Here is a 14641-nt window from a genome sequence, read left to right on the forward strand (position 1 = left end):
CTTCAGTCTTTGCTCAAAGCTTTTTTTATACGAAAGCCCCGACGGTGTCGGGGCTTTCTACTTTGAAATTTTCAATGCTGAATACTCAATAACCAAAGATCAAGAGTAACCAACCTGAAAATTGAGCATTGAAAATTGAATATTTCTCCTCTTTAGTAATCTCAGCTACCCTACGAAAAGCCGCGACCGAAGTTCCCCCTTCGGGGGACAGGGGGCCGGGGCCGTCACCAGCCAGAGGCCAGCACGTCGGCGAGGTGCATCGTTTTGATGGGGGCCTTGCGGTTGTCGATATAGCCCTGCAGGTGCATGAGGCAGCTGAGGTCGGTGGAGATGAGGTATGCTGCTTCCGTGGCGAGGGCATGCTCCACTTTTTGCTCGCCCATGCCGATGGAGATGGGCTCGAACTTGACGGCGAAGGTGCCGCCGAAGCCGCAACAGGTCTCTACATCCTGGAGCTCGGTAAGCTCGAGCCCTTCGACGTGTTGAAGGAGCAGGCGGGGCTCCTGCTTGATCTTGCATTCACGGAGCGCAGCGCAGGAGTCGTGGTAGGTGGCCTTCCCGGGCAGTTTCGCACCGAAGTCGGTCACGCCCAGTACATTCACGAGGAAGTCGCTGAACTCGTAGATGTTCTTGCTGATGGCTTGCACCTGGTGGTGCAGCGAGGAGTCCTGGAACAGCTTGCCGTAATAGTTGCGCACAAAGCCGACGCAGGAGGCGCTGGGTGCCACGATGGGCTGCTCCGGGTTGAAGTCGGACAAAAATTTGCCGCACACCTGGCGCGCATCGTCCCAGAAGCCGGCATTGAAGGCCGGCTGCCCGCAACAGGTCTGCGAAGGGTTATAACGTACGCTGCAGCCGGCCTTCTCCAGCACTTTCACCATGTTGAAGGCCGTATCGGGATAAAGCTGGTCGACGAAGCAGGGAATAAAAAGCTGGACGGTCATCCTTCGTTCCTCTTTTTGAGCCGGCGGCTCAGGTGGATCATTTTAAGGGCGGTGATGCCCGCCTCTTCGCCTTTGTGGCCGTGGCGGCCGCCGATGCGCTCGTCGGCCTGCTCCTGGTTGTTGACCGTGAGCACGCCGAAGATGGTGGGCACCGGGAGCTCGAGGTTCAGCCCCGTTACGCCCTGCGTTACCGCCTGGCATACGTATTCGAAATGGGGGGTATCGCCGCGCACCACGCAGCCCAGCGCGATAAAGGCTGCCGGGCGGTCTTTCTTCTTCACCGAGTTCCAGTAATGCTGGATGGCGAAGGGAATCTCAACGGCACCGGGCACGAGCAGCGTCTCGGTGCGCAGCCCGTTGCGGCGCAGCACGCGAATGGCACCCTCTTCGAGGGCATCCACGACGGCGGCGTTCCATTCGGTCTTTACCAATACAACGAGGGCATCCTGAAAATCCGGGATGCCCTCGTTAAAGTCGTACAATTTGCTTTCGCTTACGTCAGCCATTGGGCGCGCTTATTTTTTTTCGGTGCTGTACACACCCAGCTGGGCGAGGAACTTGTCGGCCTCGGCGCCGCGGGTGCTGCGGGGATATTTGTTTTTCAGCTCGCGGAACAGGTCAGACGCTTCTTTGGGGTTGTTGGCCACGCGCTGCGCATAGTAAGCGGCCAGGAAGAGGTACTCCGAAGCGTTCACCTCGTCCTGCTCAAAATGGTGGGCGGCCTTCTTGTAAGCGCTGAGGGCATCGCCGGCCTTGTTCTGCTCGGCATAGGCATCGCCCAGCAGCTTGTAGGCGCGGGCCTGAACCTGGGCGGCGTCGGTCTCGAACTCGCCGAGGTGCTTTGCTGCCTTGGCGGCGTCGCCCTGCTGCAGGTAGATGCTGCCGGCATAGAAGTGGGCGAGGTTGCCGGCCTTGGTGCCGCCGTACTGGCTGATCACCTTCAGGAAGCCGGGAGCCTGGCCGTCGCCGTTGAGGGCGAGGTTGAGCGAGTCGGCGCGGTAGTAGTTCTCGGCGCGGAACATGGCTTCGGAAGCCTTTACTTCGTTGGGCTCTTTCACGAGCTTCTTGTAGCCCAGGTAGCCACCACCCAGCAGGATGACGCCGAGACCCAGCATCATGATCAGGCGGTTGTTGCGTGTCCAGAAATCTTTGGCACGGTCCACCACGATCTCGTGGTCTTCACGGGGGGCGGGGGTCACTACTTTCGTTTCAGCCATTGTTCGGAGTTTTGAGGAGTTGTCAGTTTTAGTGTTGGGGTACATCAGTCAACGATGAAGGGGTAATTCTGGTCTACATACACGTCTTTCAGCACTTCGTCGTCGTTGGGCCAGGGCGATTCCTCGGCAAACTTGACGCTTTCGGTTACCGCTTCCTCGACGCGCTTGTCGATGGCCGCGATCTCCTCGTCGGTAGCGAGGCCGTTTTCCCGGATGGTGGCCAGGAGGGCGGTGATGGGGTCCTTGCCTTTGTATTCTTCCACTTCTTCCTTCGTGCGGTATTTCTGCGGGTCGGAGATGGAGTGGCCTTTGTAGCGGTAGGTCTTGATCTCGAGCAAGGTCGGGCCGTCGCCTTCACGGGCGCGCTTCACGGCGCGGCTCACGCCTTCGTGCACCGCCTCGGCGCTCATGCCGTCGATGACGTCGCTCGGCATCTCGTAGGCGTCGGCAAGCTTGTAGATGTCGACGATGTTGGACGTACGCTGTACCGAGGTACCCATCGCGTAGTTGTTGTTCTCGCAGATGAAGATCACGGGGAGCTTCCAGGTCATGGCCAGGTTGAAGGTCTCGTGGAGCATGCCCTGGCGTGCGGCGCCGTCGCCGAAGTAAGCGAGGCACACGTTATCGGTGCCCTTGTATTTCTCGGCGAAGGCGAGGCCCGCGCCGGTACCGATCTGGGCACCCACGATGCCGTGGCCGCCGTAGAAGTGGTGTTCCTTGCTGAAGAAGTGCATCGATCCGCCTTTGCCCTTGGCGCAGCCGGTGGCCTTGCCATAGAGTTCGGCCATGCAGGAGTTGACGGAGATGCCCTTGGCAATGGCGAGCCCGTGGTCGCGGTAGGCGGTGATGAACGGGTCTTCGGGACGCGTGGCGGTCATGCAGCCGGCGGCGATCGCTTCCTGCCCTACGTAGGCGTGGAAAAAGCCCCGGATCTTGCCTTCCATCTTGTATTTCTCTTCGGCCATGAGCTCGAACTGGCGAATCAGCTGCATGAGCTCATACCAGTACAGATACGTTTCTTTCGTGTATTTAGTCGACACGGGTCCAAATTTGAGCGGCAAAAATAAGGGTTTCTGTCGGGAGTTGGATGGGACGCCCGGTGGAATTTAAAGGCTGAAAAAGAGGGATTTAAAGGGAAACAAGGTTTTTTAACCGCGACGAAAAGCAGCGGCTATGGTTTTCGCTAAGGGGAGACGAATGGATGGCGGATGGTAGCCCGGAGTGCTCAACCCGTTTGAAAAACCTACTTTTCCCGACCAATGACCGGTCGTTCGCAGTGCCGTTTGTGATGGTGACGACTTCCAAAAATATCCCCGACGCAGCCGCAAGGGATTTGAACAGCAGCGTCCATGCTGACCTCAGGATCAGAGAAATAGGGTGACGCTCTTTTTGGCAAACACGTCCGCCTGCTACCGGTTAGGAGCTTGGCCGCTGCCGGATGCGAGCGTGCTCAGTTGAACGATTAACCGGGGCTGGTCTCCGCGCAGCACGAAGGCCGGCTTCACCCCGGTTTTGCGGATGTCGTTGCCTCTCATGGCAAAAGCTTCCTGCCGGTAGTCGGCGATGTAGAGCTCGGTTCCGGCCGGATAGGTGTACGACTTTTCCGCCTTCGGCTCGAGGTTGCTGACCCGGGTTTCGCCGGTCCCGTCGGGCTTGTAGACGATCAGGGCCAGGTGGTACACGTGGTTATAGTCGTTGCTGAACCGGACCGTGATCTCTTTTTGTGCTGCGGTCGCCCCGTGCAGCAGGGCGAGTACACAGAGGAACAGGAATTGTTTCATCGCAGCGGAACAAGCAGCATCAGCGGAAAGTTGCGTCCACGCGGAACAAGTGCATGTTTACGAAAAACTACACTTAGCGAATACCTTGTTTTCTTCTTTTCTTAGCGGTGAAAATACTTCGTTAACTTCCCCTTCCTTGTCGCTTTCGATCACCGCCATATCGCTCCTCCAGTTCAAGAACTACTTCCACCAGGAATACCGGTTCACCGAGCGCATCGTGGGCATCTGCGGGCGCAACGGCCGCGGCAAGACCAACCTGCTCGACGCGATCCACTACCTCTGCTTCACCAAAAGCTATTTCACCCGCATCGACCAGCTGGTGCCGCAGCACGGCCACCAGGGCTTCCGGCTCGAAGGCCACTTCAAGCTGCAGGGCAAAGACGAAAAAGCGGTGTGCGTGCTCCGGGAAACGGGACGCAAGGAGTTCACCGTGAACGAGCAGGCCTATTCCCGCTTTTCGCAGCACATCGGCCGCTATCCCTGCGTGGTGATCGCCCCCGACGACGTGCAGCTCATCATCGGCGGCTCCGAAGAGCGCCGCAAGTTTATCGACACCCTCCTCTCCCAGCTCGACCCTGCCTACCTGCAGAGCCTCATCAGCTACAACAAGATCCTCCAGCAGCGCAACTCGTTCCTGAAGAACTACCACGACGGACTCGGGAGCCGCGACCTTTCGGTGCTCGACATCCTCGACGAGCAGTTGCTTACGGAAGGCAATAAGATCTTCGCCCGTCGCGAGCGTTTCCTACTCGGATTCCTGGCCGAGGTAAAACACCTGTACAACGACATCGCGCAGAGCTACGAGCCGCTGCAGCTTATTTACGAAAGCCAGCTGCTGGTGAACGACTTTGCCGGCCTCCTGCGGTACAACCGGCAGAAAGACCTCGTGTTGCAGCGCACATCCGGCGGCATTCACCGCGACGACCTCGTTTTCCAGATGGGAAATCAGCCGTTCAAGAGCATCGCCTCGCAGGGACAGCGCAAGAGCCTGCTCTTTGCCCTGAAGCTGGCCGAGGTTGCGGTGCTACGGAATGAGAAGCGCCTGGCTCCCCTCCTGCTGCTCGACGACGTCTTCGAAAAGCTGGACGAGGAGCGCATCGGCAACCTCCTCAAGCGCGTGGCCACCGACGAGGACGCGCAGATCTTTATCACCGATACGAACTGCGCGCGGCTCACGAAGCAGCTGGAGGCGCTGGGGCGGCCGTTCCAGATCATTGAACTATAGGGAGGTTCTTAGGGTTTTTAGGGTTCTGAAGGTTTTGCAGGATTGGCGCAGGGGACAAGTGGAACCTTAAGAACCGTCAGAACCTCAAGAACCTGTACTTTTGAATCATGGCCCAATACTCCCTCGGTGACGCAATTCAACAGTTTTTGCAAGGCAGCCGCATCAAAGGCGACATCCAGGCCATGCAGATCACCGATATCTGGGAGAACCTCATGGGCAAAACGATCTCCAAATACACGGAGCGCATTGCCATCATCAACGGTACCCTGTTCATTACTACGAACGTAGCCCCGCTCAAGCAGGAATTGAACTTCCAGAAGGAAAAAATAAAGCTTCGTGTGAACGAAGCTTTGGGAGAAAAAGTGGTGCAACAAGTCGTGATCCAGTAGGATCAGTAGTTCCAGGAAAAGGTCTTGACCTGCTCTTCCTCGAAGAATTCCTGGCGCTTCGAAAGCGCAGCCTTCATGAGGTCGTGCGAAGAAACCACTCCCTTGAAATTAAAGCGATCATATACCGCCACATGGCGCACGTTGTAGCGCTCCATCAGCTGCATGCAATACTCGAGCGTGTCGTTGTTGGTGGCAACCGGCAGGTAGGTGCTCATGAAATCCTTGACACAGGCAGTTTCCAGCTCACCGGAGCGGTACAGGAGCTTTTCCGTGATGTCGTGCTCGGTAAGCACGCCCATGAAGCGCTCGTCGTCGAGTACGATCAGGTAATCTACATTCTCGCAATGCATCTGGTGCAGGGCCTCGGTGACCTTGCGCCGTGAAGTAGTCGTGTTAAACTGGGGATACTTGTGACGAAGCACGTCTGCTACTCTTTCCATGGTTAAGGGTTTTATGGGTCAGGGCTCCGGGGTGGATGGAGGGTACTGTATGGTCAGGGGTAAAATTAAATCCTTTTACCATACGAAAGATGCTTTGTGTACCAAAGACACGCCAAAATACCACTCTAACCTCAACTAAGACGCACGCGCGGATCCACCACGCCGTACAGGATGTCGGCCAGCAGGTTCACGAAGATGAAGAACGTGGCGGAGAGCAGCACCGACCCCATCACTACCGGGAAGTCGAGCTTCTCCAATGCATCCACCGTGAGCTTGCCGATGCCCTGCCACCCGAAGATGTACTCGATGAAAAAGGCACCCGCGAGCAGCTCGGCAAACCAGCCGGTAATGGCCGTGATGACCGGGTTGAGCGCATTGCGCAACGCATGCCGCCACAGTACCGTTCGCTGGCCAAGACCCTTTGCATAAGCAGTGCGGATATAATCCTGCTGGAGCACGTCGAGGAGCGCGCTGCGGGTGAGCTGCGTGATGATGGCCAGGGGGCGGATGCCGAGGGTGATAGCGGGCAGAATGAGGTTCTGGAGCGTCAACCGGCGCTGCCCCTGCATGTCGATGGCAAACCAGGAGCCGGTGAGCGAAAGCCCGGTCCAGCCGGTGAGCAGGAAGCCGAATACGTAGGCGATGATGATCCCCATGAAAAAGGACGGCGCCGAAATCCCGAGAATGCTCGTGACGATGGCCGAAGTGTCGAGCCAGGAACCCTTGCGTACTGCCGCCAGCATGCCCAGCGGAATGCCCAGCAGCACGGCCAGCAGCATGGCCGCCGTAGCCAGCATCAGGGTGCCGGGAAGCGCCTGCGCGAGCATCTCGCCCACGGGCCGCTTCGTCTGGTACGAACGGCGCAGGTAGGGCGCCTTCAGTACCCAGTTGCCCCCGACGCGCCAGCCCGGGATGGCCCGCTCCTGCTGCTCGGCTTCGGAATACCGGCTGATGGGGGACAGGTCATTGAGGTAGTGCGCGAACTGGGCCGTCTTGGACCGGTCGAGGTAGAGCTCCTTGCGGATGGCCGCCTCGGTGGCCTTATTGCCGGTCTGCCCCATCACGAGCTGCGCGGGATCGCCGAAGCCCTGGAAGAGCGCAAACACCAGCACCACCACGCCCAGCAGGACGAAGAAGCCATACACGATCTTTTTGAGCAGGTAGCGCAGCACCGAAGCAAGGTAGGGAATTAATGTGCTAATGGGGTAATGTGCTGATGTGCCAATAAAAAGGTTCAGAAAAGTTCAGGTGGGTTTAGGAAGGTTCAAAGTGGTTTCGAGGGTTGCGGCTCTAACACAACTTCTCAAAACTTCCCAAAACCCTTCAAAACCTTTCAAAACCCTTTTCGCTAAAGCCGTTTGATAATGCGATCGGCGCGGTGGTAGGCGACCTTCTCGGTCACGGTTCCTTTCTCGAGCAGGTATACGGTGGGGTTGACACGGGCGGCGCTGCGCACGGGCGTGATGTCGCAGCTCACCACCATCACGTCGGGCAGACCCGCGGCGGAAAGCTGGATCTTTCCCTCGCTGGCGAGGTGGGACACGACGAAGAAGGGAACGTTCTGCTTGCGGGCCTTTTCGTACAGCGCCTTGATATCGGGCAGCCAGCTGTTGAGGTCCCTGAAGTGCAGGGCGAATACGAGCACGGCCTTCGGCTCATACAGAACCGGCATCGTATAGTCGTTGCCGTCGAGACCCATCAGCGAGAAGCCCTTGATCGGCGGCTCCGCATTGCCTTTGCGCACCTGCTTTGTGCTCATGCGCACGTACTTATACGTAGCCCAGTCGTCGGGCAGCTTTGCCGCATCGAACTCGTACTCCTTCCCTCCTTTCGCATACACCATCACGGTGGCAAAGGAGTCGGTGACGGCGCCCGCCGGGATCTTCATCTGCGCCTCGATGTTGTTGCCTTTCTTGAAGGGCAGGCAATCCGCGATCGGGAGGTTGCGGAGCATGAGCTGCTGGAAGCCGAAGGCGAACACTACGGATACGGCCAGCACAAAAAGACGCCCCTGACGCGTCAGCAGGGGCTGCAGGTAGCGCTGGAAAATGATCAGGAAGATGATGAGCAGCAGCAAGGCCACGTCCTTGAAGAAGGAAGCCAGCGGCGGTATGGGCAGGCAGTCGCCGAAGCAGCCGCAGTTCTTGAACTTGCCCGAGAGGAAGGCATAGGCCGTCAGGAACGTGAAGAACACGATGAGTGCCAGCAGCCCGTAGAGCACGCCGCGGCGCCACCAGCCAAGCAACAGCGCCACGCCGGCAATGATTTCGAGTGCGTTCATCAATACCGATAGCCCGAGCGAATGCGCGGTGAGGAAATGAAACAAGGACATGAGCGCCGTACGCGCGAAGAACGTGGACGTTTCAAGCGATGCGATCCAGACTTCGAAGAACTCCTGCATTTTGTAGCTGAGGCCGTGCGGGTCGTTGGCCTTTACCAGTCCCGAGACGATGAAGAGTACGCCCACCAGGATGCGGACCGTGTTGACAGCGATTCTCATAGCATTCATTTGTGCGTGCCTTCGTCCATCAGGATGAGGGCGAAGAGCGCGTAGTTCAGGATATCGTAGTAGTTGGCGTCGATGCCTTCGCTCACGAGCGTTTGCCCCTTGTTGGCCAGGATCTGCCGGATGCGGGCCAGCTTCATCAGGATGAGGTCGGTAAAGCTTTCCTGCGACATGCTGCGCCAGGCCTCGCCGTAGTCGTGGTTCTTGTTCTGCATGAGTGCCTTCGCTTGCGCTGCCGCTTTTTCATAGAAGGTCAACGTACGGTCTACAGACAGCTCCTCGGCGCCATCGTCGGGCAGTTGCAGCTGAATGAGGCCGATGATGGCATAGTTGGCGATGCCGACAAATTCGGAGCGGATGTCGTCACCGATCCGCTGGGCGCCTTTCTCCTGGATGGTGCGGATCCGCTGGGCCTTGATGAAGATCTGGTCGACGATGGAGATGGGCCGAAGCACGCGCCACGCGGTGCCGTAGTCTTTCGTCTTTTTGGCAAACAGGTCGTGGCAGTGTGCAAGGGCGGCATCATATTGCCCGGAGGTCCGGTCCGCAGCGCGCTCGGGTACATTCATTCGGTGGCGATTTGCTACTTTAGCTTCAAAAGTAGGGAACGTGAGCCGTGGGCCGTCAGCCGTGAGCGGTTTTCTTTGCGCACGACGTTTCTTTCATCTTGCTCCAGCCATGACGATCCCATATACGCTCAACTGCCGCGGCCGACTGCTGCCACTCGAAAAGCCCGCCGTGATGGGCATCCTCAACGCCACACCCGATTCCTTCTTCGCCGGTAGCCGGGTGCAGCAGGAAGCCGAGCTCCTGGGCCGCGCGGAAGAAATGTTGCTGCAGGGCGCCACCTTCCTGGATATCGGCGGGCAAAGCACGCGGCCGGGCTCGGAGCGCGTGTCGGAGGAGGAAGAGCTCGCGCGGGTGCTGCCGGCAGTCATCGCCGTGTGTCGCAACTTCCCGCTCGCGCTCGTGTCCATCGATACGTTCTATGCCCGCGTGGCCCGGGAGGCCGTGGCCGCCGGCGCCGTGCTGGTCAACGACATCAGTGCCGGCGCCCTCGATCCCGGCATGCTGCAGGCCGTCGCTGAACTCCGCGTTCCCTATGTGCTGATGCACATGCAGGGCGACCCGAAGACCATGCAGGGCGCGCCCCAATACACCGACGTGGTGACCGAGGTCTTCGATGCGCTGAACCGCAAGCTTTCGGAATTACGCCACCTTGGTATCGCCGACGTGATCGTGGATCCCGGCTTCGGGTTCGGCAAAACGATCGCCCACAATTTCCAGCTGCTCCAGCGCCTCGACTTTTTCCAAGAGCTCGGCTGCCCGGTTATGGTCGGCATCTCGCGGAAAGGAACGATCTATAAGACGCTTGGGATAACGCCGGAGGAAGCGCTCAACGGGAGCACAGTGCTGCACACCCTCGCGCTCGCGCGTGGCGCGAACGTCCTTCGTGTACATGATGTCAGAGAAGCGATGGAAGCCGTGAAGTTGGTGCGGGAAGTAATGGGGTGATACAAAGGTTTAGAAGGGTTCAGGAGGGTTTAGAAGGGTTTAGAAGGGTTTGGTTCCGGCTCCAACCTTCGTAAACCCTTGTGAACCTCTCTGGATCTTGCACCCCCCGATGCGTCCATTCCATCGATAATTGATTGGCGCCCGGCGTTCCGGCATCGACCGCAAAAAGCCCCTCGGATCCGAGGGGCTTTTTGCCGTGGGAACGGATTGCCGATTCCCGATTGCCGATTGCCGATTCCCGAACTCAATGTCCATGTCCGTCGTCGGCGCTGTGGCCGCCGGCACCGGCACCTGCGCGCGGCTGCGGCATGGCGGCCTTATCGGCTACGTCGGTTACGAAGAGCTCGAAAATGAGGTTGGAGTTGGGCGCGATCGCGGGTGAGGGCGAATTGGCGCCATAGGCCAGCGGCGAGGGGATCCAGATGCGCGCGCGGTCGCCCTTCTTCAGCAGCTGCACGGCCTCGTCGAAGCCTTTGATCATCTGGCCTTCGCCTACCGGGAACTGCAGCGGCGGCTTGGGTGCGCCACCAGTCGTGTCCATATTGGAGTCGAACTCCTTGCCATCAACCGTAGTACCACGGTAGCGGATGCTTACGAAGTCGCCCTTCTTCACGGCCGGTCCGGCGCCGGGGGCCAGCACCTGCACAAATACGCCCGAGGGGGTTTTCTGTGCCTGGATGCCTTGCTGCTGCAGCAGTGCGGTAAGGGCCTGGATATCCTGCTGCAGTTGCGCCTGCACTTTGGTATCCGACTGGAAACGCTTCTCGCGCTCGGCCGTTTCGTCGGCGCGGGCAGCATCGCGGTTCGGGAAGATGTTGATCACCTTGAAATTGGTCGTGATCTTGTCGCCCTTCTTGAAGCCGGGAGGCAGCTGTCCACCGGCCACACGCTTGATGAGCGAGTCGATGACCTGTACGGCCACCACGGAGTCGTTCTTATGGAGCAGGGGGAACACCTCGGTGAGGTCATAAGGCGTGGTCTGGCCGGTATAGTCGAAATAGATGGGGCCGGTGGTGTAGGTGGAGTGCAGCGTGCTGTCGTTCACCTTTTGCGTGAAGTGGATCTTCATTACCTCGCCCGGCTTCACCTTGGTGCCGCCCTTGGTGTACAGCTTATATGGCATCCCGCCGCGGGTCTTCTTGAAATCAACGTTGTTGCAGCCGGCGGCCAGAAGGGCCAGGGCGGCTGCCGGAAGCAGGTTCTTGAAATGCATGTATCGAGTTGTTTATTGTAAAAATGAGCTGTTCTCCTTCAGGGCTTCCTTGAAGCGGCGTACCGTATCCGTGAGCGGGGCGCTGTCGCGTCCGCCCGCGGCATTGAAATGACCACCGCCTTCGAAGTAGCTGCGCGCAAAGGTATTGCAATCAAACTCCCCTTTGCTGCGAAACGACCACTTGCGCTCCTCGTCGCGGTCGATGCAAAGGCCCACGAGCTTGATGCCCTGGATGGAAAGCGGGTAATTGACGAGGCCCTCGGTGTCGCCGGTCTTGATGTCGAAGCGGAGCAGGTCGGCCTTGGGGATCGAGATGAGGGCCGTGTTGTATTCGTAGTACACCTCCATGCGGTTCATCAGCACGTGGCCGAGAAAGCGGAGGCGGTTCTCCAGGTAGTTGTCGTAAAGCTGCTCGTGCACCTTCGTATGCTCGAGGCCGAGCTCCTTGAGGTGGGCTACCATATGGTGCACCGAGGCGTGGGTGGACGAAAAGCGGAAAGAGCCCGTGTCGGCTACCACTCCGGCATAGAGGCATTCGGCGGTAGCGATATCGATCTTTTCGGCATGCCCCGAGCCGGCGATAAAGTCGTAAACCATCTCGCAGGTAGAGCTCTTGCCGGTATCCGAAACGCCGTACTGGAACATGGCTTCGTCGGGCTCCTGGTGGTGGTCGATCAGGATCTTGGTGCAGGGCAATGCAGACAGCAGGGACGCCATCGACTTGGTGCGGCCCATGTGGTTGAAGTCGAGGCAGAACAGCCACTCGGCTTCCTGCAGCCAGTCTTCCGATTTCTTGCGGTGCAGCTCGAAGTCGAGCACCGTGTCGGCGCCGGGCATCCAGTCGACCCAGCGGGCCCAGTTGGTGGGCGAGATCACCTGCACGGTGTGCCCCAGGTGCCGCAGAAAGTGGTACAGGCCCAGGGTAGAGCCCATAGCGTCGGCATCGGGCTTCTGGTGCATGGTAATGGCGATACGGCGCGCAGGGCCGCTCAGCAAGGGATAGATTTCGGAAATGGGCTGCATAAAGAGGGGGCAAACCTACGTGATTTTGGGCAATGGAGCGGTGCGGAGCCTGAGCGCCCGGTAATGAAAAGCCGCTGCAGTTGCAGCGGCTCCTCTCCTGGTCGGTCGGTTTGGTTTATCGTTCGGGCATGTAGATCTTCAGGTTGCCGTCGTTCTCGGAACTTACGATCAGCAGGCTCTTTCCGTTCGGTGACTTTCGTGCCGGCACGTAGAGCACCCCTTCCGGTCCGTCGCCGGCGGCCAGTATTTTTACGAAAACCGGGGCGGCCGGGTCAGTGACGTCATAAAGCGCGACGGCATCGGCACGCTCGAGGCCCACGAAAAGGATGTCGCGCGTACCCACACGGCCTACGGTCACGCCCTCGGGCTCTACGCTCTTGTCGTCGCTGCGGGCGTCGTCGTACATGGCGGCAGCCCGGGCGCGCACGTCGAGATCGTTCCGGCTGTCGAATACCTGGCTCCCGGTAGCGCCGTTCCAGACGCTGAAGGAGCGGGCACCAAAGCTGTACAGGGCGTCGAAGTCGCCGTCGCCATCGGTATCACCGAGGCTGGAGGTCACGTTCAGGCGGCCCAGCGAGCTGTTGGCTTTGAGTGCAGCAGCGTTGGGGAAGGCCGTGGCATCCAGCACGTGCGCGTTGGCGCCCAGGCGGCGGCCCTCGGTATAGCCCGTATACTCGCGGGCGTCACCCTCGTTGGCGGTAAACAGGTAGGGAATGCCATTGCGCTCGAGCACGGCGATGGCGTCGGGCATATAAACCCCTTTGACCGGCGCGGCAGCGAAGGTGATCCCGCCGTCCTGGTCGGACAGGTCGGTGGCATTGGCCGTGTTGCTGTAGTCTTTGAAGCCGAGTGGCCACAAAGCGGTGACGGTCTTTGCGGAAAGGTCGATGCGGGCGATGGCGTTGTTTTCCTGCAGGGTCACCCAGGCGCTGCGCGAGTCGGGGCTCACGGTGATGTATTCGGGCTCGGCGTCTTTGGCGAGGTCGCCTGCCGAGGGACCGAAGGTGCGGAAGCCACCGGCGCGCAGGGCTGCGAGCTGCCCGCCGAAGGAGCCGAAGTCGAGTGTCGTAACGGCGTCGCCGTTCTGCAGGTCGATGATGGATACGCCGCCTGCAGGGTCGATGCTGTAGTCGGCATTGGGCTCCGCTTCGTTGGCGGTGAGCAGGTAGCGGCCATCGGGCGAAAAGGTGATCATGTCGGGCAGGGCGCCGACGGGGATGTTCTTGAGCAGGCTGTAATCGTCGGTGCGGAACAGGAGCACGCGGCCCGGGTTCGTTTTCACGCCTGACTCGAGCGCTACGGCGAGACGGCCGTCGTGGACGGCCACGCTATTGGCAGCCCCGTTATAGGCCCCCAGGCTGATATGTCCGATTACTACCGGCGCGGCAGGGTTGGCGATGTCGACCACTTCCACCCGGTTGAGGGTGGTGGCGTTGTTGACCACGAACAGGCGCTTCGTGCGCTCGCAGTAGGCGGTGATCTCCGCCGCGCCGGTGCCGGCGATATTCAGGGTAGCTACGGTCGTGAAGGAAGACGCGTCTTCCATGATCACCGGCTCCGGGGCCGGACCGGTGTCTGCGACATCTTTCTTCTTACAGGCAACGAGCAGGGAGGCGGCAAGGCAGGAAAGCAACAGGCGTTTCATGAGCGGGAGTTTCGTGCCGCAAAAATGCAGGCAAGCGCCTCCCTCCCACCCGATTTGGCGTTACCAAATTGTGACCGGATAATGATGTATTTGTTGCGTGGGGTGGCGGTGCCGCGATGTGTGCCTTCCTGCCGATCGCGCTATGGATGAAGCCGTGAGCTGGTGCTATTTCGAACACCCACGGCTGAAGCTATGGGCTGGTGGGGGACCTGCCACCATGGCGAACCGATCAGAAGCTGGTGCCGTCGAGCGCTTCAAATTGGGTCCATTCCTGTCCGAAATTTATTTTTTGATGGTGCTCCTTTTGACGTTCGATGTAACCCACCACACGCCGGACAATATCAGGTGAAACCGAGATGGCTGCAAAGCCGATCGGCCACGCAAATCGTTCTCTGCATTGCCCGTGGTGATTCATCCAATGAGCGAAAGCACCATTTACTTTTCGCAGGATCTCAGAGAGTGGTCGATCAAGACGTGGACCAGTCAATGCTTGCACGTGGTCAGCCACTCCGTTCAGCGAGAGTAGCCTGCAACCCTCCTTCTCGAAATGGTGCGCCAGGCGGGGATATAGGTGTCGCTCTATTTCCGGGGTGATGAACGGCTGCCTTGCCTTGGTGGACCAGACTACATGGATCCAGCTTCGGTTCAATGTAGGCGCCATGGGTAAGTTTTTCTTTGAAAACTACCAATATCCAATACTTATCCAGCAGGGAAAAAGACCATCATTTTTTGTGTTTTTTCGG

Annotated in this window: 16 protein-coding genes; 3 read left to right on the forward strand and 13 right to left on the reverse strand. The window is 59.1% G+C overall.

Annotated features, from left to right (window positions below):
- Positions 1-224 precede the first annotated feature (224 nt).
- The 5 genes from ABD937_RS11535 to ABD937_RS11555 form a co-directional block, all read right to left on the reverse strand.
- Positions 225-944 carry a (Fe-S)-binding protein gene (locus tag ABD937_RS11535; protein WP_345255867.1) on the reverse strand — a complete coding sequence of 240 codons (720 nt, stop codon included), beginning with the start codon at positions 942-944 and terminating at the stop codon, positions 225-227.
- Complete coding sequence (gene ribH / locus ABD937_RS11540) at positions 941-1450, reverse strand: 6,7-dimethyl-8-ribityllumazine synthase (protein WP_345255868.1); 510 nt, start codon at positions 1448-1450, stop codon at positions 941-943. Before ribH ends, ABD937_RS11535 begins: the two co-directional genes overlap by 4 nt.
- 9 nt (positions 1451-1459) lie before the next feature.
- Complete coding sequence (locus tag ABD937_RS11545; RefSeq protein WP_345255869.1) at positions 1460-2161, reverse strand: tetratricopeptide repeat protein; 702 nt, start codon at positions 2159-2161, stop codon at positions 1460-1462.
- 44 nt (positions 2162-2205) lie between these two features.
- Positions 2206-3201: a pyruvate dehydrogenase (acetyl-transferring) E1 component subunit alpha gene (gene pdhA / locus ABD937_RS11550; RefSeq protein ID WP_345255870.1), complete on the reverse strand. Its 996-nt coding sequence runs from the start codon at positions 3199-3201 to the stop codon at positions 2206-2208.
- Between the two features lie 369 nt (positions 3202-3570).
- Complete coding sequence (locus tag ABD937_RS11555; protein WP_345255871.1) at positions 3571-3942, reverse strand: hypothetical protein; 372 nt, start codon at positions 3940-3942, stop codon at positions 3571-3573.
- 136 nt (positions 3943-4078) lie between these two features.
- Between ABD937_RS11555 and recF the strand changes: the two genes are divergently transcribed.
- On the forward strand, positions 4079-5167 hold the full coding sequence (recF, locus tag ABD937_RS11560) for a DNA replication/repair protein RecF (protein ID WP_345255872.1): 1089 nt from the start codon (positions 4079-4081) through the stop codon (positions 5165-5167).
- Positions 5168-5274: 107 nt separating this feature from the next.
- Positions 5275-5556, forward strand: coding sequence for a DciA family protein (locus ABD937_RS11565; protein WP_345255873.1), 282 nt, complete (start codon positions 5275-5277; stop codon positions 5554-5556).
- Positions 5557-5558: 2 nt separating this feature from the next.
- Here the strand turns inward: ABD937_RS11565 and ABD937_RS11570 are convergent, their stop codons facing one another.
- From ABD937_RS11570 to ABD937_RS11585, 4 genes are all read right to left on the reverse strand, one after another.
- Positions 5559-5996, reverse strand: coding sequence for a CBS domain-containing protein (locus ABD937_RS11570; RefSeq protein WP_345255874.1), 438 nt, complete (start codon positions 5994-5996; stop codon positions 5559-5561).
- Positions 5997-6127: 131 nt separating this feature from the next.
- Positions 6128-7168, reverse strand: a complete 1041-nt coding sequence (locus ABD937_RS11575; RefSeq protein WP_345255875.1) for an ABC transporter permease — start codon at positions 7166-7168, stop codon at positions 6128-6130.
- A gap of 176 nt (positions 7169-7344) precedes the next feature.
- A complete protein-coding gene (locus tag ABD937_RS11580; protein WP_345255876.1) occupies positions 7345-8496 on the reverse strand; it encodes a BT_3928 family protein in 1152 nt (383 codons plus the stop codon).
- A gap of 5 nt (positions 8497-8501) precedes the next feature.
- Positions 8502-9071 (reverse strand): DUF1599 domain-containing protein, encoded by a 570-nt coding sequence (locus ABD937_RS11585; RefSeq protein WP_345255877.1) that lies wholly within the window; start codon positions 9069-9071, stop codon positions 8502-8504.
- Positions 9072-9180: 109 nt separating this feature from the next.
- Between ABD937_RS11585 and folP the strand changes: the two genes are divergently transcribed.
- Positions 9181-10017 (forward strand): dihydropteroate synthase, encoded by an 837-nt coding sequence (gene folP / locus ABD937_RS11590; protein WP_345255878.1) that lies wholly within the window; start codon positions 9181-9183, stop codon positions 10015-10017.
- Positions 10018-10261: 244 nt separating this feature from the next.
- On the opposite strand, the gene ABD937_RS11595 is transcribed toward folP, so the two are convergent.
- The 4 genes from ABD937_RS11595 to ABD937_RS11610 form a co-directional block, all read right to left on the reverse strand.
- Positions 10262-11230 carry an FKBP-type peptidyl-prolyl cis-trans isomerase gene (locus ABD937_RS11595; protein WP_345255879.1) on the reverse strand — a complete coding sequence of 323 codons (969 nt, stop codon included), beginning with the start codon at positions 11228-11230 and terminating at the stop codon, positions 10262-10264.
- A 12-nt stretch (positions 11231-11242) separates the two neighbouring features.
- A complete protein-coding gene (locus tag ABD937_RS11600; protein ID WP_345255880.1) occupies positions 11243-12253 on the reverse strand; it encodes a DHH family phosphoesterase in 1011 nt (336 codons plus the stop codon).
- A 115-nt stretch (positions 12254-12368) separates the two neighbouring features.
- Positions 12369-13898, reverse strand: coding sequence for a choice-of-anchor I family protein (locus ABD937_RS11605; RefSeq protein ID WP_345255881.1), 1530 nt, complete (start codon positions 13896-13898; stop codon positions 12369-12371).
- Positions 13899-14127: 229 nt separating this feature from the next.
- Entirely contained in the window at positions 14128-14559 is a 432-nt protein-coding gene (locus tag ABD937_RS11610; RefSeq protein WP_345255882.1) for a transposase, read from the reverse strand.
- Positions 14560-14641 lie beyond the last annotated feature (82 nt).

This window comes from Flaviaestuariibacter amylovorans (genome assembly GCF_039541815.1).
In the GTDB taxonomy this organism is placed as follows: domain Bacteria; phylum Bacteroidota; class Bacteroidia; order Chitinophagales; family Chitinophagaceae; genus Flavisolibacter; species Flavisolibacter amylovorans.